The following is an 18216-nucleotide window of genomic DNA, read 5'->3' on the forward strand; positions in this document are numbered from 1 at the left end:
TTCCTTCCTGATGTGTGGTGCGGGCTGCGATCAGCGACGTGGTGATGCCGCACAGTCGGGGCACATGCCCCAATAGATGACCTCGGCTTCGTCGATCGAGAAGCCGCGGTCGTCGGACGCGGTCAGACACGGGGACTCGCCGACCGAGCAATCGACGTCGGCGATCAACCCGCAGGCCCGGCATACGACGTGGTGGTGATTGTCGCCGACTCGCGACTCGTAACGGGCCACCGAGCCGGACGGCTGAATACAACGGATCAGGCCTGCCGCGGTGAGCACGCGCAACGAGTCGTACACCGCCTGGTGGGACACCGCCGACAGGCGGGATCGCACGGCTCGGATGATCGAATCCGTGTCGGCGTGCGGACGATCGTGCACCGCGCTCAGCACCGCGACACGCGGAGCGGTCACGCGCAGCGAAACTTCCCGCAGCATTTGCTGGAATTCCGTGGCCGTGGGCACGCACGGAAGTCTCGTCCGGTTTCTTGAACGAGTCAAGCATTTCCCGCTTGGCGCTTCCTCCGCCGATATCCGCACGTCGCGGCGCTGCTCCGTCGAGAAGCGGCCCCTCCGCTGCGTCTCCTCGCGATTCGAGCCCTGGCATTGTCGTTCCACGGCGGATGGGGTTGGCGAGATGGATTCGCGGGGCCCGCTCGGCCGAGTGCAGCGACGGATCTGCGGTGACGCCCCCGCCGGGTGATCGCGGACCGTTGCTGCCGCCTATTTCGATAGCAGCGAGCGCGCACCGGCCGACGCTCGGCGCTGCCGCAGTCGGGGGCGTTGTCCTCGACGGCGGCAGCGCTCAGCGGCGAAGCGGCCCTGTCCGGACACGCTCCCCACGGGATCGCGCGGAGCTCTGGAACATCAGCAGGTTGCGACCAGGATCTGCTCCGATTCCGCGGGCCGCAGACCGTCGGTGCGGTCGGCGAAGTAGCGGCGCGTCAGCTCTTCGGACGAAATGTGCTGGGCAGCAGCGAAACCCGCTTCCTCGGCGAGCGAGACGATCTCGTCGGGGCGGAAGAAGCTGAGGAATGGAGTGCCCGATGCACGAGCGCCTTGTTCGGCGAACCGGCGCATCTGCTGTTCGCCGGAGCCGACGAGTTCCAACGGCAGCATGAACGTCGTGGCCAGTGCGGAGCCCGGCGCGAGCGTCGAAATCTGGCGCAGGGTGGCGATATTCGCCTCCCTGGTGAGATACATGGAGACGCCGGTGGAAGCCACGACCGCGGGCTTGCTCGGGTCGAACCCGGCGGCGATCAGACGCTCCCACCACGAGTCCACCTCGAAATCGACTGGCACCAGCCGCAACTGGTCCGGGAGAGCGAACCCGAGCTCGGTGAGGCGTTGCCGCTTCCATGCCTGCGGGCCGGGCTGATCGACCTCGAACACCGTCAACCGCGGGAGCAGCTCTGGCCTGCGCTGGGCGAAGGTGTCCAGCCCGGCGCCGAGCAGAACGTACTGATCGACGCCGCGATCGATCTGTTCGGCGAGGAGATCCTCGACGAAGCGAGCGCGGGACACCATGCCCGCCCGCATCGGGCTCGTGGTCTGCGGATCCATGTCGGGGCGGTGCTGCCAGCCCGCATCGGGCTGCGCGATCCGCAGCCCGATCTCGTCTTCGAAAACATAAGGGGCGGCGTCGATTTGCACATGCAGGGCCCGCCACAGCGCGACTCGGATCGCGGTGTTGTCCGGGGCGATCGTCAGCTCGTTCGGCATCGCGCTCACTCCTTGCCCGGCGCCTGCAGATTCCACTGCCGCCCGTCGGGATCGCGGACCGTCATCTCCTGGGTCCCGTAGTGGGTCTGCTCGAATTCGGTGACGATCTCGACATCGCCGCCGGGGCGGTGCTGGGTGTCGGCGACCTTCAGGACCAGCAGTGTCCGCGGATCCTGGGTCGGCGGGACCTCGGCCACGAAGACGGAGGGACCGTCACCGTTGCGAAACTGACCCGAATTGTGGCCGGTCTCGAACTCGACCTCGAATCCCAGCTCCTGCAGGAACCTGGCCTGCTTGCCCCAATTGTGGGTCTCCAGGAACACGGCATCGATGCCCTCGGTCCTCATTGCTGATCCTCTCCTGACGGTGATTGCGAATGGGTGTCGTCGAGGTATGCGCGCAGCGCGGCGGCAACAAGCGCCGACAACGACATTCCCGACTCGATCGCCTGCAACTTGACCCGCTTGATCAGCCCGATCGGCAGATAGACGTTGAACTGCTTCACATCCTCGTCGCCCACGAGAGCGATGCTAGCACACTAGCTTGCTAGCAACCTAGCTCCGAAGGTTCGCGATCGCCGCCCCTGGCCTCGGCCTGCTCTGTCGGGGCGCATCGATAGTCTGCGGGGATGGTCAGTCCCGATTCGGCGCTGCGTCGTGTGCTGCGTGAGACAGGAAAGTTGCTACAGCCGTATGGGTTTCACGGTTCGGATCCGGTGTGGGTGCGGGTCGAACCGGAGGGTGTCGCCTCCGTGGGCCGCACCCGGGTGACGCGCACGTGGACGGATGGTCAGCAAGTTCTCGGATTCGGGTTGGAGCTGAACGCCACGCCTACGGCTTGGTGGGGGTTCTGCAATTGGCGCAACGCTCGGCTGGGTCTGCCGCCCACGCCGCTGGAGAAGGCTGGCGGCCCGGACCTGATCACCACTCATCGCTTACCGGACGAGCTGACCGCGCTGTGGTCGGTGCAGCTCGACCCAGAGCAACCGGGTCAGCACGTGCTGCAAGCCGATATCGATGCCATTCGCGCCGAGTTGCCCCGCCGCGTGCATGCGTACGCGCGCCGCGCATTGCAGCTGGTAGAGCCCGATCGGTACCTCGATGAGCTACTGGCTCGACCGGACAAGGGGACCGGGGAGTGGGAGGCGATCGTCGTTCTGCTGGCCGACCGTGGGCCGGGGCCGGAACTCGACGACGCGATACATCGACTCCGACTGTCTTCGCCGGAGCATGACGCGGCGGACTACGAAGCGAATGTCATCGCGTACGCGCAGACCCGGGCTGCGCTGGTCTGAAGGCGTCGAGATCGTCCGGGCTCTCGGGGGTGGCGGCTCTGGCGAATACGGCTCGGACGAACGCGGATTCAGGAGAGAACGACGGCGAGGAACCCTGAGGTGTAGGCGATCGCGAAGAGGAGCGGAATCCACTCCTCGATGTGCGAGAGAGGCCAGTACCGTGATCGGTCCTTCCCTTCACCGAGGGCCCACCATTCGGCACGCCAGAAGGGTGAGGCGGGGAGTCGTTCCTCCAGGGCGCCGACGACCTGGTACTTGGCACAGTTGAGGAGCCGGTAGCTGCGGACGAGGTAGAACCAGGCGAAACACTGGCCGAGGACCGCGGCCAGGGGGATCGCGAGCCACCACACCTTGTCCTGCGGCGGCGCCTTCCCGAAGGCGGCCACGAAGGTGAAGATGCCGGTGTTGAGCGTCAGGAAGAAGGAGTTCGCCAGCCCGCGCCGGGCGCTCACCCGGTCGGCCATCTCCACGCAGAGCCGGTACTGTTCGAGCACCGCGCTCTCGACGGTGGTGGTGCGGCTGTCGGGGCTTTCCGGTGCGTCGTTCCAGAGCCGGGTGCGAAGCTCGGATCGCTGATTGTCGGGGTGCACCGCCGACCTCCTCGTGTCGTTCTCGGCGTCCGGCTCGATCCGTCCCTTCCGGGGGCCGTGGCCGGTGCGAACGGACTCCGCATCGGTGCCGTCGCGACTTCCCTGTCGACCCAGGTCGAGGCGGCCGCGTGCCTCGCGGCCTGTGCGCACACGGATATCTCCAGAAAGCCGAGACGTGTGGTCTGCGATATCCGAGCCTGACCGAGACGAATACGGATGTCGCGGGTAGTCCACTACTCGGCTTTGCGGCAGGTCGCGAACCTCCCCGTGAACGGCAGTGTGACGGATCCAGTGCACGCGGGATCGGCTGCCGGACGGATTCAGGGACGGCGTTTGTTCGCTGACCGGATTCGACACGGCGGAACTCGGAACGAAGCGGGCCGCACTTGCTCATTGCACGATGCCGACCGGCCATGTGTCTCCGCCTCCATTGTTCGCGCGGCGCGGGATGGGGAACGGAACCGGCTGGGCGAAGGCGTTTAAGATCTCGAAATCCGGGCGGCCGCAACGAGACTGCCCACCATGCTCGCTGGGAGACGCATTGAACAGCCCGTATTCGCCTGTCGAGGAGCTCAACCTGCTGATGCAGTTGCAGGAGAGGCTCGGCTACGAGTATTACGCCGACGGGTTCGGCCTGACGGACTTCGGGGACATCTCGGGCCTGGTGGCGGGCTGGTCGAAGGATCCGGCGTTCACCGACCGGCTGATTCCCTTCGCGCAGGCCAACGGCTCCGGTTCGTTCTACGCGCTGTGGCGTCTCGACGACCGGGCCGATCCGGCCACGCTGCCCGTGGTCGTCTTCGGAGACGAAGGCGGGGAGTACGTCGTCGCCCGCCACGTGCGGGAGTTGTTTCAGCTTCTCGGCTTCGACTCGGAGATCCGAGTCGATGGGGAGGAGGTGTACTTCTATCGCGACGAGGACGAGGAGTACAGCGACGGGCACGACGAGTTCGTGGCGTGGCTCGACGAGAACTTCGGCCTGCCGGTGGCGGAGGACCCCGCGGCCGTTCTCGCGGCGGCGCAGGCGGAGCTGGGGGAGCGGTTCACCGAGTGGGCAAGGCCGTTCTTCTCCTGAGCTGCCGCACCGCTCGACCGGCAAGCCGCAAGTCTGGGCGGGTCGATGCCGTGAATATCGCACCTCGGGCTGTTTACTTGGCGAGGTGCTCGTTCACGGGCGGGTTGCCGAATGCGCAGGGACCACCGTGAATGCGACGGTCGGCAACGCCGATCCGGCGATCTCGTCATCGATCGCCATGGTGTTGCAGGCATGGATGCGGGCCGGAGTCGACTGTGAGGAGGGTTGGTGACGAACAACGTGGTTCGCCGGGCTGCCTGCGTGGGCGCCGAGCTGGGTGTCATCGGTGCGGTGGTCGGTGCGTTGGTGCTGGGGCAGCACACCGTCGCTCGGGCCTCGGAGACGACCACGTTCCAGCTCCCGCTCATGAAGATAGCCCAAACATGGGGCGTTCCATCGCAATTCAATGTCTTCTTGACGGCGACCGTCGGTGAACAACCCGGCGTCACCACCTTCGGCGTCGCCAACCCCAGCCCCTTCGGCGGTGGCGGACCGCTCGAGTCCCACGCCAGGATCTGGTGGTCGAACGTGACGACGGGAGCGTCCGGAGTGGTCGACGTGGCGGACCGGGACACCGCGCCGCGGCCCTGCGATTGCGCCCCGGCGCCGGTGCCGGTGTTCACCGGAGCGGGCGAGATCGTCGCAGTCGCGACCGCGGGCGGTTTCGCCATCAATCTGTCCTCGGGGCTCGGTAGCTTCACGGCGGTGTGAGCCCGGCTACCGCGTCGGATTCGCTCGATACCACCGCTTTCCGGCATCCCTCGGCGAGCGGGATCGACGCAGCAGGGCTTTCTCCCCCGATCGGCCCGGGCGGACATGAGAACTCCGCCAGGGCCGATCGCCGAGTTGCTGTCACTCCGAACGAGTTTCGTCCGGTAGGTTCCCGATTCGCTTGCCGAAGGTTGGATTCGTTGCAGCCTGAGCGGCGCGCATCGAGGACAGCGGCCAGAACCCAACAGGTGTGCGCCGGGTGCCGCCGCTGCGTCCATACCGAGATGTATTGGCGGACAAGGTGTTCACCGACGTTCGGCAGCGGTTCGCAGGTCGGCCAGCCACGCTTCGAGGCCGGCGCCGAGGAAGTGAGTGGAGGTCGGTACGTCGGCTTCGACCTGGGCTCCGTTCCAGTTCTCCTCGGTGCGCACGAGGACGCCGCCGTCCACCGGGGTGAAGGTCCAGACGTGGATGCCGTTGTCGATGCCGATCCCGTCGCCGATCGCTGGGCCGCTCCAGCGGATGCACTGCTGCGGCTGTATTTGCTGGACCGTCGAGGTGATCGTGAGCGTGGTCGCGGGAGTCGTGGCGGTGGCGGGGACAGGGGTGGTCCACCGGAACTGCGAACCGGGTTGCAGTGGGCCGGAATCCAGGCGCTTGTTGCTGGTGACGGGCTGCTGCCAGCTCGGCCAGCGTTCCACGTCGGTCTGGAGGTTCCAGATGGTGTCCAGGGGTGCCTTGATCAGAGTCTCGGTGCGGTAGTGGATCGGGGCGGCGGGGTCGATGCCGTGCCCCGCGCAGGTCAGCGGGATCGAGTCCGCCGACGAGCCGTCGGCGGAGGCCGGCGTGGCGGTAGCGCCGACGATCGCGGCGGTCACAGCGATCCCGAGCAGGGTGGCCTGGCTGCGGCGGCGGGTGTCGGTCATGGTTCTGCTCCTTGTTCGTGGCCGGTGAAACGCTTCGAGTTACTGGCTGTTGCGTTGGTTAGAACTTATAACAGCTCGCAGTGATAGGCAAGAGGAAAAGTGATAACCTCTAACCAACGTTGTCGGTGCACAGTGGGAAGGGGCAGCCCATGACGGATGCCGGGGTGCGGAGCCCGCGGGAGCGCTATCGCGCGCAGATGCGTGCGGAGATCAAGCAGTGCGCCTGGGAGCAGATCGCCACGGCGGGCGCGTCCGCGCTGTCGCTCAACGCGATCGCCAAGCAGGTCGGCATGAGCGGACCCGCCTTGTACCGGTACTTCGCAGGCCGCGATGAGTTGATCACCGAACTCATTCGCGACGCCTACCGGAGCCTGGCCGATACGCTCCGCGCAGCACGAGACTCCGGCGCCGACGTGAGCGGAATGGCCTACGCCCTACGGGAATGGGCCTTGGCCGACCCCCAGCGGTACTTCCTCATCTACGGCACGCCGGTCCCCGGCTATCGCGCACCCGATGACACCACCGCGATCTCGAACGAGACGATGACGATGCTGATCGAGGCATTCTCTGCGCTGCCTCTGGACGACGAGGCGAAACCGTTCGACACCCACCTCGAACACCATCGCCGATGGGCCCCCGACAAATCCGTGCCAGGCACGACCCTCCACCGCGCCTTGTCGTTCTGGACCCGAATCCACGGCGTCCTCTCCCTCGAACTCGCCGGACACTTCACCGGAATGGAGTTCGACCCCGCCCTCCTGTTCGCCGACGAACTGGACACCCTCCTGACCGACTGACCGCGATAGCACTCCCGCCGCGGGTTTCGGCGCGTTCGTCCGGCTTGGTCCGGTGGCGCCGTCGGGGAGGATGGCGTGTTCGGCGCCGCGGTCAAGGCGTCCATCGAGCGGCGTACGGTATTGCGGCGCAGCCGTTCTGGTTGGCGTGGACAAGACCGGAGGGCAAGCGTGGCTCGCACGCGCGTGTTGTGATCAGTCCGGTTGCTGCGACGCGTCCAGGCCGGGGTCGACGCAGCTCACGGCATGGTGATGACGACTTTGCCGAAGGGGTCGCCCCCGGTGAAGTGGCGGAAGGCGTCGACGGCTCGGTCGAACGGGAAGACCTGATCGATCACCGGCCGCGCACCGTGCTCGGCGATCGCCCGATTCATCGCCTCGAAGTCGGTGCGGCTGCCGACCGCGACCCGCCGGATCGCCAGGTACTTGCCGCCCAGCGGATCGGCCGAGGGTTGCCCGGGCGGGCCGGGGAATGCGCCGATGAGCGTGACTTGTGCGTTGTAGGCCGCGGCGGCAATGGATTTCGGCAGGGTGAGCGGGCCGACCGCGTCGATCACGTGGTCTGCGCCCAGACCGTCGGTGAGGTCGAGCACCGCCTGTTCCCAGTCCGGGGTGCGGGTGCGGTTCACGACCTCGTCGGCGCCGAGCTTGCGCAGCCGCTCCGCCTTGTCGGCCGAAGAGGTGATCGACACGACTCGCGCCCCCAGCATTTTGGCGTGCTGCACGGCGAACAGTCCGACCACTCCGGAACCGACGGTCAGGACTGTCTGCCCGGCGCCGACCGCCACCGGCTTGGTAAGCCCTGCCCAGGCCACCAACCCGGCACAGGTAAGCGTGGCGGCCTCGGCGTCGGTCAGATGCGCTGGCACGTGGACTACCGAATCTTCCTCCAGCACTATGTGTTCGGCCAGCCAGCCATCGTGGTTGGCGCCGTACTGCCGCCACGACAGCGCCTGTGTCTGTGGGCCGTCGATCCAGCCCAGGAAGTAGGTGCTGGTGACCCGGTCTCCCAACGCGGCCCGAGTCACCCCGTCTCCCAGCGCGACGACCTCGCCCGCACCGGAGACCAACGGCACCACCCCCGGCTCGGCAGGCACCGGATACGTGCCTGCCATGAGCATGAGGTCGCGGCGGTCGATCGAGGCGGCGCGCACCCGCACCACGACCTGGTTCGGGCCGGGTCGCGGAATCTCTCGCGTCCGTGTGGTCAGTCCGTCCACTCCGCGCATCGGTTCCATTTGGTAGGCAAGTGAATTCGCCAGTGCATTGGCGTCGAATCGATCGCTCATGGTGCTCGATTCTGATCGGCGCATGAACACCTGGCGATTCCCGCCAAGGAATGATCCTTGTGGTGGCGCGCGTTTGCTCGAACTGCCACAGGAAGGTCGAAAGCCGAGGTCTCCTCCTATTGATGTAGACCGCCTGCGCCTCAGGTATCGGTCTTCGTCTGGTCGGCTATCGGTGGCATCGGCAGTCAGGGCACGGTGCGGACGAGTTTGCCGACGGTGCGGCCGGTGTCGCCGAGAGCGTGTGCCTTGGCGGCCTCCGCGAGCGGGAAGGCGCTGTGTCGGGGCGCACGCGCCGGCCGCGGCCTGGTCGGCGAGAGCTCTCGCATACCGGCGTGATCGGCCTCGACCAGCATGAAAACCGCTCGAACCGCGAACTTTTCGGCCTCGGTCGACAGCCGGGAGGTGTCGCACGGGAGCGGTGATACCACGATGCCGCCGGGGCCCCGCCTTGTACTGGGTGCGGGGCGCGGATATCGATCAGCGGTTGGGTCGGGGTTGTGAGGCGATGGCGCCGCGCGGCGGGATGATCGCCCGTTCTCCGCTACCTGGCCGTATCCTCCACCCAGCGTCGTAATCCGCGCGGCTGACGCAGCATCAGGACGCCGATGGCGGCGACGACGATGCCGCGCGGCGCCTCGTAGAGGAATCCGGTCAGGCCTTGGGTGGCGGGAATCGGGAGGAAGAAGCCGAGCCCGGCGAGCAGGGTGAGCACCGCGATCCAGCGGGGCACCGTGTTGTTGCGCAGCATGCTCGCGCCGAGCAGACCCAGCCCGACGAGCAGGGTGAGAGCGCCGATGATGTTGAACAATGCGAACGCGGTCGTGCCGATCATGTTGTCGTTGTCGGCGATCAGGTGCGCGGTGCCGGGGTCGGACGCGAACGGGTAGGCGACGAACAGCTCGACGGTGAGATGACCGGTCGCGGTGACGACGTTGGCGATCAGGTAGCAGACCGTGCCGACGAATCCGGCCGTGCCGAGTCTCGGCCGCATCCACGCGTACATCCCCGGCAGGCCGAGGATCAGCAGGATGGTTCCTATGCCGAGCAGGATCTGCGCGGTCGGCGCGCCGGGGCTGGTGAGCGCCTCGGCCGAGTGGCTCTTGCCCGCGACGATCGGATGCAGTGTGCCGCCCGCGATGCACAGGGGGCCTGCGATGCTCAGTGCGGCACCGCACATCCGCAGTACAGTCTCGCGGGAGGGGCCGATGGTCCGATTCTCGCCGGTGGCCGGGGTTGGTAGGAGTGCTTGCGTGTGTGTCATGAGCCAAGGGTCGACGAGGGCGCTGGTGTGACGCTGGTGCGCAGCAGGTCCGATGACGACCGACCGGCCATCTCGGTGCTCGGTCAGCTGGAAGTGCGCGGCCCGGACGGCGCCCGTCTCACCATCCCGGCGCGCAAACACGCCGAGCTGTTGGTCATCCTCGCGGCCGAGCGCACCGCCCGCAGCGCACCCTATCTGTGCGAATTGCTCTGGCGGGGCAGCCCGCCGGAGAGCGCCCTTGTCACGCTGCAGGGCTACGTGTCACGGTTGCGCCGGACGCTGCGGCCACTCCCCGAATTCCGGATCGAAACCGGCCCGAACGGCTACGTGCTGCGGTGCGGCGGATCCGGCACCGACCTCGACCTGCTCGACGTGCTGTCCAGGGACGCCCGCGCCGCACACGCCGACGGTGACGTCGGACGAACCGTCGATCTGCTCGAACGCGCCTTGTGCCTGTGGCGCGGCGATGCGCTCTCCGACGTCGACGACATCGTCGAACTCGCTCCCGAACGCGCGCGTCTGGCCGAGTTGCGATCGGAACTCGTCGAGATGTGCGCAGAGGGATTGATCGTGCTCGGCCGCGCACGGCACGCGGTCACACTGCTCACCGACGAATGCGAGCGACATCCGCAGCGCGAAGGCACAGCACGGCTGCTGGCGCTGGCCCTGCGCGACTGTGGACGAACCTCGGAGGCACTCGACGTTCTCGTTCGATTGCGGCGCTCGCTGCGGGAAGATTTCGGGCTCGATCCCGCGCTCGACACCCTCCGGGTCGAGAACGAGATCCGCAATCCGGCACAGCCGGCGGCGACACAGGCCGCGGGACGGTCGGCCCTCGTCGGACGCGACGACGTCGCCGCTGTCGTGGACCGCGCCTGGAACCGGTCGCGGCGGGGACTGACCGTCGTGACGGTGCGCGGCGCATCCGGCATCGGCAAGACGGCAGTCGTCGAGGACGCCGTACGACGCCACGACGCCACGGCCTTCTTCACCGCGGGAATCAGCGGGGCAGGCGCCTCGGCGTTGGCGACGCTGACGCCGTGGCTGGATCAGGCCGCGCTGGCCGGGCGCACCGTGCCCGACATCCCGACACCGCGTGCGCTCGCCGCGCTGTTCGCCGACGTGGCGCGGGAGACCGGACGAATCGTCGCGGTCATCGATGACGTGCAGTGGGCCGATCCCGATTCGGTTCGGACGATCGCGGCGGCCATGCGGGTGCTGCGTGCCCATCCTGTCCTGCTGTTTCTCACGGTTCGCCCCGAGCCGCTCCCGGCCGAGGTGGGCGCCGCGGTGCGATTGCTCCAGTCCGCAGGCACCCATGTCGCGGTCGATTTGTCGCCGCTGTCCGATGCGGCGGTGGACGAGCTGGTGCGTGCCGATCTCGGTGCGGTCGGTTCCGAGGTGCGCGCCCGGATCATCGAGTTCAGCGCGGGCAGCCCGTTCGTCGCGGCACAACTGTGCGATCTCGTCCGGACGGGCCGTCCCTTGGACGTCAGGGGTTCCGCCCGCGAGATCACGACAGCGAAGCTGGCCGCGGTCTCGCCCTCGGCGCGAGCGCTCGCCGAGGTGCTGGCCGTGATCGGGGCGCCCGCGTCGATCGGACTGGCCGCCGCGGCCGACGGCGCGCCACGGTTCGACGATCGGATCGGTGAACTCGTCGCCGCACGGGTCGTCTCGCTCGAGGACGGCACCGTCGCCTTCGAACACGAACTCGTGCGCGATGCCGTACTCGCCGCGATCGGTGAAGTGCGGACGGCGTTGTTGCACAAGCGGATCGCGGACGCGCTGGCCGACCTGCGACCGGATGCGCTGGCGGCGCAGGCGCGGCATCGCAGCGCTGCCGCACTCGATTCGCTGGATTCCGCTGCCGCGCAGGCCTGTTCGGCGGCGGCGCGGGACGCGCTGTGGCGGGACGCGCCCACCGAGTGCGCCGACCTCGCCGCGCGCGGGGTCCGGCACGCGGATCCCGGCGACGTGGAGTTGCTGATCGAGCTGGATTGGCTTGCGGGACAGGCGCATCACCGCCTCGGTCACTACGACGCGGCCGCCGCGTGTTTCGACCGGGCCGGTCGGCGCTGCGCTGAACGCCGCGACTGGTCCGGTCTGGCGCGGACCGCGCTGCTGGCGGCGCCGCGTGGCGTAGCCGGTTACTTCTCCGGATACGGTGTGGTGCAGGCGGGCTCGTCGGTGCTGCGGGCGCAGGCACTGGCGCATCGCCTCGATCTCGACGCCGAGCTGGTCGCCGAGGCGGAAGCGATCGAGGCCGCGGACCGCGCAATCCATGGTCTACCAGGGGATTTCGATGCTCTCGCCGAGGCGCGGGCGCGCAGCGCACCCGGCAGCCGATCGTGGCCGCAGGTACTGCTGGCCGAGTTCCTGTGCACCTGGGGGCCGGCCACCGTCGCCGATCGGCGCAAAATCGCCGAGGAACTGGAGGAACTCGCGGGCCACGACCGCACGGCGCGGGCGACGGCGGTCCATCTGCGCCGCGTCTGCGCCCTCGAGGCGGGCGATATGCGGCTGGTGCGCAGGCTCTCGGCCGAGTTCGCCCGGCTCGCCTCCGCAGGCGACATCGACCTCGCGGCCACCCAGCTGTGGTGGCAGGTGATGCTCGCCGTGCTGCGCGGCGACTATGGGCAGTCGCAGGCGCTGATGACCCGCTTCGCCGACGATCTCGGCGCGGTCGACGATCACGCCCGGCGGCTCGCCGAGGCCTCGGCGCTGACCAGCAATTCGATCGAGCTGTGGCATCGCGGACGTCTCGGCGAGGTACTCGCCGAGGTGGACCGTATGGCGCAGGACTTCGACGAGGACTTCGCGCTCGTGGTCGCGATGGCCGCGGCGGAGATCGGTGACCACGAGCGCGCGCTGTCGTCGATCGAGTCGGTCATCGCCCTGCCGGGGAGGTTGCACGGCCCGCGCCTTGCCGTGCGTGTGCCACTGCTGGTCGAGGCGCTGCTCGCGGTCGGTCAGCGTGCGCCGCGGCAGCGCGACCGGGTGGTCGAGCTCACCGGCGAACTCGAACCCTTCACCCAGGGGTGGGGCGAGACGTTGCTCGTGCAATGGCCGGGGCTGGTGTGTCTCGGACCGTCCGGGCTTTACCGCGGTACCGCACGCGGCATTCTCGGACTCCCTGGCGCGCGCGACGAGGTGGTCGCCGCGCGACACCGGGCGCGGGTGCTCGGCGCGCGACCCTACGAGTCCCGCGCGGCGGACCGCCTGACGCGGTGGCCGTTCGCCTGATTTGGCTCTACCGGAACTGTTTCGGCAACGTCATGCGTCAGATCGGAAGTGCACCGCGGCGCTGTCGGTGTCGTAGGTGGGCCGGTACGGCCATCACTCCGATGCCCTGGACTCGGGTGTGGGCGCCGTGAACTCCTACCTCTACATGCCCGCCACCACCAAGCGCTACAGGTGACACCTACTGCCGGGCGCTCTTCGACAACCGTGGCCCAGGAAAAGGTCTGACGAGCGACTTCCAGCAGGTTCTCCCAACCGCCATTTCTCCAGGCCAGGACCAGAACCCGGCGGGCATCGGATACTGACATTTCGTCGGAAAAGCCTACTGACATAAGTAGGAAAACCGCAGCTCAGCACACTGGCATCCAAGCGTGAACTCTCAGCCGTCACGACCGGACGCCTGCGGGTACCCACCAGTCGCACCGCGAACTGGCACGCAATCTTGCGGTTCCGGCAAGATGGGCCTCATGGATCGCGAAATGAACGACGTGCTCGACGCGGTGGGGCCGCGGTTGCGTGCACTGCGGCGCGACCGCGGCATCACCCTCGCCGACCTCGCGACGACGACCGGCGTATCGGAGAGCACCCTGTCCCGGCTGGAGAGCGGCCAGCGCCGGGCGACCCTCGAACTACTGCTGCCGCTGGCTCGTACCTACGACGTTCCGCTGGACGACCTCGTCGGCGCCCCGCGCACCGGCGATCCCCGGATACACCTGAAACCGATCAGGCGGTTCGGGATGATCTTCGTGCCGCTGTCCCGGCGGCCGGGCGGGGTGCACGCGTTCAAAATGATCATCCCCGCCCGGCCGGAACCGCTGGAACCGACACCGCAGACTCACGAAGGCTTCGAATGGCTGTACGTGCTCAGCGGTCACCTGCGGCTCGTGCTCGGCGAGCGCGACCTCACGTTGCCACCCGGTGAGGCAGCCGAATTCGACACCTCCCTGCCGCACTGGCTGGGCAGCGCCGACGGCGGCGCGGTCGAGCTGCTCATCCTGTTCGGTCTGCAAGGGGTGCGATCGCACGTACGCGCCGAGCCGCAGGGGTGAACCCAGCGGTAACGGACCGCTTTTCGCGAGATTCACTGTCCGGTCCCTCCACCGCGAGCCGACACCGGGACGACCCCGATCAATGCCGCTGGGCGAGCAGTGACAGGCGACGTCCCAGTGTCGGACGGGGCAGGGCTGGTGCGGGCTACCTCGAGTCGCTGGTCAGGCCGGGGCGGCCGCCCAGCTGTCGGGGCCGAAGACCTCGTAGTGGATGTTCTCGGCGGCCACACCCTTTCCCAGGAGCGCCTCCCGCATGCCGAGCATGAAAGGCAGTGGGCCGCACAGGTAGGCGCGGGTCCCGTCGGCGATGGTGATCTCGCCCAGATCGGCGCGGCCTTCGCGCAGCCGGTCTTCGGGGCGGCGTGCGCCGAGGTCCTCGTACCAGCGGTGCATGACCGCGTACGGGAGGCGTTCGACGAGTTCGGCCAATTCCGCCCGGTGGGCGTGGTTGCTCGGCGAGCGGTCGGCGTGCAGCACCGAGATCGGGCGGGGGTCGGCGGTGCCGGCGAGGTGGCTGAGCATGCCCATCATCGGTGTGCATCCGATGCCCGCGGAGATCAGCAGCAGCGGCGCGTCGTCGTCCTGGAGCACCAGATCGCCGAAGGGGGTGGTCACTTCCAGCACGTCGTCTTCGAAGACGTTGCGGTACAGGAAGTTCGACACTTCCCCGGCCGGGGCCTGCGAGCCGTCGGGCAGGGTCTTGGCGTCGACGCGTTTGACGGTGATGCGCCAGTCTTCGCTCGACGGGGCCGAGGACAGGCTGTACTGGCGGATCTGGCGGGCGCCGTCTTCGAGGTGCACGCCCACCGAAAGATACTGTCCCGGTGCGAAAGACGGCAGGGGCGTGCCGTCGACCGAAGTGAGCACGAAAGAGACCGTGTCGGCGGACTCGTGGCGCCGCTCGCGCACCCGCACCTTCCGCCAGATATCGCCCACCGCGACACCGGCGGACCGGTAGAGGCCGGCCTCCATCGAGATCAGCGTCTCGGCCATCAGCCAGTACACCTCGTCCCATGCCGCCGCGACTTCGGCGGTGACGGCGTCGCCGAGGACCTCGGCGATGGCTTCGAACAGGTGCTTGTGCACGATCGCGTATTGGGCGGGCTCGACTCCCAGCGAGGCGTGCTTGTGCGCGATCCGCGACAGGATGAGATCGACGCGAGCCGGATCGGGTTCGAGTTGCAGCGCCGCGAACGCGGCGATGGCGCCGGCCAGCGCTTTCTGCTGCTCGCCCTGCTTCTGGTTGCCTCGGTTGAACAGGTCGCGTTCGAGTTCGGGGTGCGCGGCGAACATCTTGCGATAGAACAGCGGCGTGATGTCGCCGATGGCGGCGCCGACCGCGGGCAGGGTGGCGCGGATGGTCTCCTTCGAGGCGGCCGAGAGCATGTCATTCTCCGATCATCGTTGATACTTGGGTGCCCGCGCGGGCTACCGGCGGCAGCGCGAGAAGCACTGCGCCGGTGGGATTTTGGATGAGGTCGTCGATGGTGAGGGTGTCCAGGGACGCGTAGAAGGCGTGCTGGGCGCGACGCAGCGCCGAGCGCAACCGGCAGCCCGAGCGCAGCGGGCACGGAGTGGCTCCGTCGCATTCGACCACTTCGTCTTCGCCCTCGAGGCGGCGCGCCAGCCATCCGACGGTGGCGGTGCGCCCGAGTTCGGTGATGGCCAGCCCGCCGCCGCGCCCGCGGCGCGCGTCCACGACGCCGAGCTCGCCCAGTCGGGTGATCACTTTCGTCGCGTGGGCGTACGACACCGACAGTTCCTCGGCGATCTCGCGGCTTCCCGGACGATCACCGTTGCCTGCCACCGCCAACCGCATGACGACGCGGAGTCCGAGGTCGGTGAACCGGGTCAGCTGCATGCCTCGAACCTACGATAATTCGCACTCTGGATACCAATTATGTGAGCGGGATAACCTGGCCGACCGGTCGCCGTAGCCGCCGAGGCTTTCGGTGAGCAGCTCGAAATCTTCTTGCGATGTCGAGTTCAGGCTATGAACTGGAGCCCTCGCCTCGCCGCGGCCGGAAGTCCTTCTCGCGCGGGTCCAAAGGCCCAGCGAGTGCGGCGACGCGCCGCTGTGATGGTCGGCACGACGACGAGTTTCCGGCGTCGGAGACGAGATCGCCGTTGACCCGGAGGGACGACAGGGTAGTCGAGGTATGCGCCCGAAGTCCCCCTCGGTGGGGTCCTCCTGCTCTTATCCGAGCAGGCGTCCTGGTGCGACGGTGGTGGCGGAGATGCGAGCGAAGGACGGACATCATGGACCGCGGATTGCCCGACGACACCACTGTCAAGGCAGCGCTGGCGCTGGCTGGGCGTGCGCCCTCGGTGCACAACGTGCAACCGTGGCGTTGGCGGATCGGTGAGCGCAGCGTCCACTTGTACCTGGACCCGCGGCGGGCGCTGCCGTCGACGGATCCCGATCAGCGCGACATCGTGATCAGTTGCGGTGCGGCGCTGCATCATCTGTCCGTGGCATTGGCGGCGGTGGGCTGGGCGCCGGTCATCCACCGTCTGCCGAATCCGGACGATCCGAACCACCTGGCGGCGGTGACGCTGGTGGCGCGTCGGCCCACCAACCAAGAGGTCGCGTTGAGTACGGCGATTCCGCTGCGGCACACCGATCGTCGCCACTACAGCTCGTGGCCGATACCGCCGGGGTACCTCGGTTTGTTCAGCGAACGCGCCGAGGCGCTCGGCGCGACCGTACGCGTGATCGGCGATCCGGAGCGGGAGCGCGTGGTCGCCGCGGCCCGCGCCGCGAGCCGGTCGCACGCCGGTGACGACGCCTATCGGTTCGAATTGGCGATGTGGTCCGGCCGCCACGGCAGCCTCGACGGTGTACCCGCGCGCAGTGCGCCGCTACCGCGGCCGGGTGACGAACTACCCGCTCGCGTGTTCGCCCGCGCCGGGTTGGCCGATCCCGCACAGGAACCCGACCATGCCGAGTTGCTGGTGTTCGCCACCTCGGCCGACGATCGTCTGTCGAGATTGCGGGCGGGGGAGGCGATCAGCGGGGTGCTGCTGACCGCGGCCAACATCGGGCTGGCCACCTGTCTGCTCACCGAGCCGCTCGAGGTCGCCGAGCAGCGTGACGGGATTCGTCTCGATGTGCTCAACGGCACCGGCTACCCGCAGGCGTTCCTGCGGGTCGGTTGGGCGCCGACCAGCGCCGCGCCGCTTCCTGCGACTCCTCGGCGATCGGTCGAGGACACCCTGATCACCACCGATGCGGTCCGAGGGGCAGAAGCGTAATACCGGAACAGACAATGTTTTTCGCCAGTGGAGAGAAAGGACCGGTATGACCGACAACTCCCTGCCCGCCGCTCGAGGCGGCACGCTGATCCTCGTCGCGGTCGACGGCTCGGCGAGCTCCTATGAAGCCGCGGCGTGGGCCGCGGTGGACGCGGTGCTACACGGCTCGCCGGTGCACCTGCTGACCTCGGTGGCGTTGGTCGGCGGCATCGGCCCGGCGATGAGTCTTCCCGAGGCCGAGATGAATTGGCTGCGCACCGACGGCGAACGCATCGTGACCGAAGCGGCGCGCATCGTCCGTGAAGCCGCGCGCGAAACCGAGGTGACCGTGACCACCGAGGTCACCTTCGACCTGCCGATTCCCACGCTCATCGAGCGGTCGAAGAGCGTGCGCACCTTGGTCCTCGGCAGTCGCGGGCTCGGCGCTTTCCAGCGCGGCCTGCTCGGATCGGTCAGTACCGCGGTGACCAGGCACGCGCACTGCCCGGTGGCCGTGATCCACGATCGGGCCGCGACCGACGCCGTCTCGGTCACCAAACCGATCCTCGTCGGCGTCGACGGCAGCGAGAACAGCGTGCCCGCCGTGGAATACGCCTTCGACGAAGCCGCTCGCCGCAAGGTCGACCTGGTGGCGTTGCACGCGTGGAGCGACAGCAGCAGCATCGACTTCGCGACCGCGGAGTGGGAATCGATCCGGGAGTCGGAGCGGGCGTTGCTGGCCGAGCGGCTGGCAGGCTATGCCGAACGCTACCCCGAGGTGACGGTGCGCCGGATCGTGGTGTCGGACCGGCCGGTTCGCGCGCTGCTCGAGGCGTCGGCCGATGCTCAGCTGGTGGTCGTCGGCAGCCACGGCCGTGGCGGTTTCGCCGGAATGCTGCTCGGCTCGACGAACAACGCGCTGCTGCACGTGGTCGAGTGCCCGATGGTGGTGGTCCGCCGACGCTGAGACAGCACCGCCGAGCGCGCCGGGCCAGCCCGCCGCGGTCGTGGCGGGCTCGGGTGGTCGTGGCGGG

The 18216-nt window shown here is 68.3% G+C and carries 19 protein-coding genes; 8 read left to right on the plus strand and 11 right to left on the minus strand.

Features of this window, described 5'->3' with window-relative positions:
* Window positions 1–30 precede the first annotated feature (30 nt).
* From AB0H50_RS25880 to AB0H50_RS25895, 4 genes are all read right to left on the minus strand, one after another.
* Complete coding sequence (locus tag AB0H50_RS25880; RefSeq protein ID WP_357457672.1) at window positions 31–435, minus strand: Fur family transcriptional regulator; 405 nt, start codon at window positions 433–435, stop codon at window positions 31–33.
* A 429-nt stretch (window positions 436–864) separates the two neighbouring features.
* The gene (locus AB0H50_RS25885) at window positions 865–1719 is read right to left on the minus strand and encodes a class I SAM-dependent methyltransferase (protein WP_357457262.1); all 855 of its coding nucleotides are present in this window, start codon (window positions 1717–1719) and stop codon (window positions 865–867) included.
* Window positions 1720–1724: 5 nt separating this feature from the next.
* Complete coding sequence (locus tag AB0H50_RS25890; RefSeq protein WP_357457264.1) at window positions 1725–2066, minus strand: VOC family protein; 342 nt, start codon at window positions 2064–2066, stop codon at window positions 1725–1727.
* Entirely contained in the window at window positions 2063–2239 is a 177-nt protein-coding gene (locus tag AB0H50_RS25895) for a CopG family transcriptional regulator (protein WP_357457266.1), read from the minus strand. The genes AB0H50_RS25890 and AB0H50_RS25895 overlap by 4 nt, the downstream gene beginning before the upstream one ends.
* A gap of 108 nt (window positions 2240–2347) precedes the next feature.
* Between AB0H50_RS25895 and AB0H50_RS25900 the strand changes: the two genes are divergently transcribed.
* Window positions 2348–3013, plus strand: a complete 666-nt coding sequence (locus AB0H50_RS25900) for a hypothetical protein (protein ID WP_357457268.1) — start codon at window positions 2348–2350, stop codon at window positions 3011–3013.
* A gap of 68 nt (window positions 3014–3081) precedes the next feature.
* On the opposite strand, the gene AB0H50_RS25905 is transcribed toward AB0H50_RS25900, so the two are convergent.
* Window positions 3082–3603: a hypothetical protein gene (locus AB0H50_RS25905; protein WP_357457270.1), complete on the minus strand. Its 522-nt coding sequence runs from the start codon at window positions 3601–3603 to the stop codon at window positions 3082–3084.
* 541 nt (window positions 3604–4144) lie between these two features.
* On the opposite strand from AB0H50_RS25905, the gene AB0H50_RS25910 reads away from it, so the two are divergent.
* On the plus strand, window positions 4145–4678 hold the full coding sequence (locus AB0H50_RS25910) for a hypothetical protein (RefSeq protein WP_357457272.1): 534 nt from the start codon (window positions 4145–4147) through the stop codon (window positions 4676–4678).
* 228 nt (window positions 4679–4906) lie between these two features.
* Complete coding sequence (locus tag AB0H50_RS25915; protein WP_357457274.1) at window positions 4907–5389, plus strand: hypothetical protein; 483 nt, start codon at window positions 4907–4909, stop codon at window positions 5387–5389.
* 305 nt (window positions 5390–5694) lie between these two features.
* Here AB0H50_RS25915 and AB0H50_RS25920 read toward each other — a convergent pair whose 3' ends face one another.
* On the minus strand, window positions 5695–6315 hold the full coding sequence (locus tag AB0H50_RS25920) for an SRPBCC family protein (protein WP_357457276.1): 621 nt from the start codon (window positions 6313–6315) through the stop codon (window positions 5695–5697).
* A 149-nt stretch (window positions 6316–6464) separates the two neighbouring features.
* On the opposite strand from AB0H50_RS25920, the gene AB0H50_RS25925 reads away from it, so the two are divergent.
* Complete coding sequence (locus AB0H50_RS25925; RefSeq protein WP_357457278.1) at window positions 6465–7112, plus strand: TetR/AcrR family transcriptional regulator; 648 nt, start codon at window positions 6465–6467, stop codon at window positions 7110–7112.
* Window positions 7113–7348: 236 nt separating this feature from the next.
* On the opposite strand, the gene AB0H50_RS25930 is transcribed toward AB0H50_RS25925, so the two are convergent.
* From AB0H50_RS25930 to AB0H50_RS25940, 3 genes are all read right to left on the minus strand, one after another.
* The gene (locus AB0H50_RS25930) at window positions 7349–8398 is read right to left on the minus strand and encodes an NAD(P)-dependent alcohol dehydrogenase (RefSeq protein WP_357457280.1); all 1050 of its coding nucleotides are present in this window, start codon (window positions 8396–8398) and stop codon (window positions 7349–7351) included.
* Window positions 8399–8583: 185 nt separating this feature from the next.
* Complete coding sequence (locus tag AB0H50_RS25935) at window positions 8584–8826, minus strand: zinc-binding dehydrogenase (protein WP_357457282.1); 243 nt, start codon at window positions 8824–8826, stop codon at window positions 8584–8586.
* A gap of 113 nt (window positions 8827–8939) precedes the next feature.
* Window positions 8940–9659, minus strand: a complete 720-nt coding sequence (locus AB0H50_RS25940) for a hypothetical protein (RefSeq protein WP_357457284.1) — start codon at window positions 9657–9659, stop codon at window positions 8940–8942.
* Between AB0H50_RS25940 and AB0H50_RS25945 the strand changes: the two genes are divergently transcribed.
* A complete protein-coding gene (locus tag AB0H50_RS25945; RefSeq protein WP_357457285.1) occupies window positions 9651–12902 on the plus strand; it encodes a BTAD domain-containing putative transcriptional regulator in 3252 nt (1083 codons plus the stop codon). The two genes, AB0H50_RS25940 and AB0H50_RS25945, sit on opposite strands and share 9 nt — an antisense overlap.
* Window positions 12903–13366: 464 nt before the next feature.
* Window positions 13367–13948 carry an XRE family transcriptional regulator gene (locus tag AB0H50_RS25950; RefSeq protein ID WP_357457287.1) on the plus strand — a complete coding sequence of 194 codons (582 nt, stop codon included), beginning with the start codon at window positions 13367–13369 and terminating at the stop codon, window positions 13946–13948.
* 162 nt (window positions 13949–14110) lie between these two features.
* Here AB0H50_RS25950 and AB0H50_RS25955 read toward each other — a convergent pair whose 3' ends face one another.
* Together AB0H50_RS25955 and AB0H50_RS25960 are read right to left on the minus strand one after the other, a co-directional pair.
* Window positions 14111–15334, minus strand: coding sequence for a globin domain-containing protein (locus tag AB0H50_RS25955; protein WP_357457289.1), 1224 nt, complete (start codon window positions 15332–15334; stop codon window positions 14111–14113).
* Between the two features lies 1 nt (window position 15335).
* Window positions 15336–15809, minus strand: coding sequence for an Rrf2 family transcriptional regulator (locus AB0H50_RS25960; protein ID WP_357457291.1), 474 nt, complete (start codon window positions 15807–15809; stop codon window positions 15336–15338).
* 398 nt (window positions 15810–16207) lie between these two features.
* Between AB0H50_RS25960 and AB0H50_RS25965 the strand changes: the two genes are divergently transcribed.
* Entirely contained in the window at window positions 16208–17203 is a 996-nt protein-coding gene (locus tag AB0H50_RS25965) for an NAD(P)H nitroreductase (RefSeq protein WP_357457293.1), read from the plus strand.
* A 46-nt stretch (window positions 17204–17249) separates the two neighbouring features.
* A complete protein-coding gene (locus AB0H50_RS25970; protein ID WP_357457295.1) occupies window positions 17250–18149 on the plus strand; it encodes a universal stress protein in 900 nt (299 codons plus the stop codon).
* Window positions 18150–18216: the final 67 nt, after the last annotated feature.

Origin of the sequence: Nocardia sp. NPDC050793 (assembly GCF_040654065.1) — a bacterium.
GTDB lineage: Bacteria > Actinomycetota > Actinomycetes > Mycobacteriales > Mycobacteriaceae > Nocardia.

Bases quoted from the DNA above. Each gene is read 5' to 3' on its own strand.
- AB0H50_RS25880 (WP_357457672.1), bottom strand. From the start codon at position 435: ATGCTGCGGGAAGTTTCGCTGCGCGTGACCGCTCCGCGTGTCGCGGTG.
- AB0H50_RS25885 (WP_357457262.1), bottom strand. From the start codon at position 1,719: ATGCCGAACGAGCTGACGATCGCCCCGGACAACACCGCGATCCGAGTC.
- AB0H50_RS25890 (WP_357457264.1), bottom strand. From the start codon at position 2,066: ATGAGGACCGAGGGCATCGATGCCGTGTTCCTGGAGACCCACAATTGG.
- AB0H50_RS25900 (WP_357457268.1), top strand. From the start codon at position 2,348: ATGGTCAGTCCCGATTCGGCGCTGCGTCGTGTGCTGCGTGAGACAGGA.
- AB0H50_RS25920 (WP_357457276.1), bottom strand. From the start codon at position 6,315: ATGACCGACACCCGCCGCCGCAGCCAGGCCACCCTGCTCGGGATCGCT.
- AB0H50_RS25925 (WP_357457278.1), top strand. From the start codon at position 6,465: ATGACGGATGCCGGGGTGCGGAGCCCGCGGGAGCGCTATCGCGCGCAG.
- AB0H50_RS25930 (WP_357457280.1), bottom strand. From the start codon at position 8,398: ATGAGCGATCGATTCGACGCCAATGCACTGGCGAATTCACTTGCCTAC.
- AB0H50_RS25940 (WP_357457284.1), bottom strand. From the start codon at position 9,659: ATGACACACACGCAAGCACTCCTACCAACCCCGGCCACCGGCGAGAAT.
- AB0H50_RS25950 (WP_357457287.1), top strand. From the start codon at position 13,367: ATGGATCGCGAAATGAACGACGTGCTCGACGCGGTGGGGCCGCGGTTG.
- AB0H50_RS25955 (WP_357457289.1), bottom strand. From the start codon at position 15,334: ATGCTCTCGGCCGCCTCGAAGGAGACCATCCGCGCCACCCTGCCCGCG.
- AB0H50_RS25960 (WP_357457291.1), bottom strand. From the start codon at position 15,809: ATGCAGCTGACCCGGTTCACCGACCTCGGACTCCGCGTCGTCATGCGG.
- AB0H50_RS25965 (WP_357457293.1), top strand. From the start codon at position 16,208: ATGGACCGCGGATTGCCCGACGACACCACTGTCAAGGCAGCGCTGGCG.
- AB0H50_RS25970 (WP_357457295.1), top strand. From the start codon at position 17,250: ATGACCGACAACTCCCTGCCCGCCGCTCGAGGCGGCACGCTGATCCTC.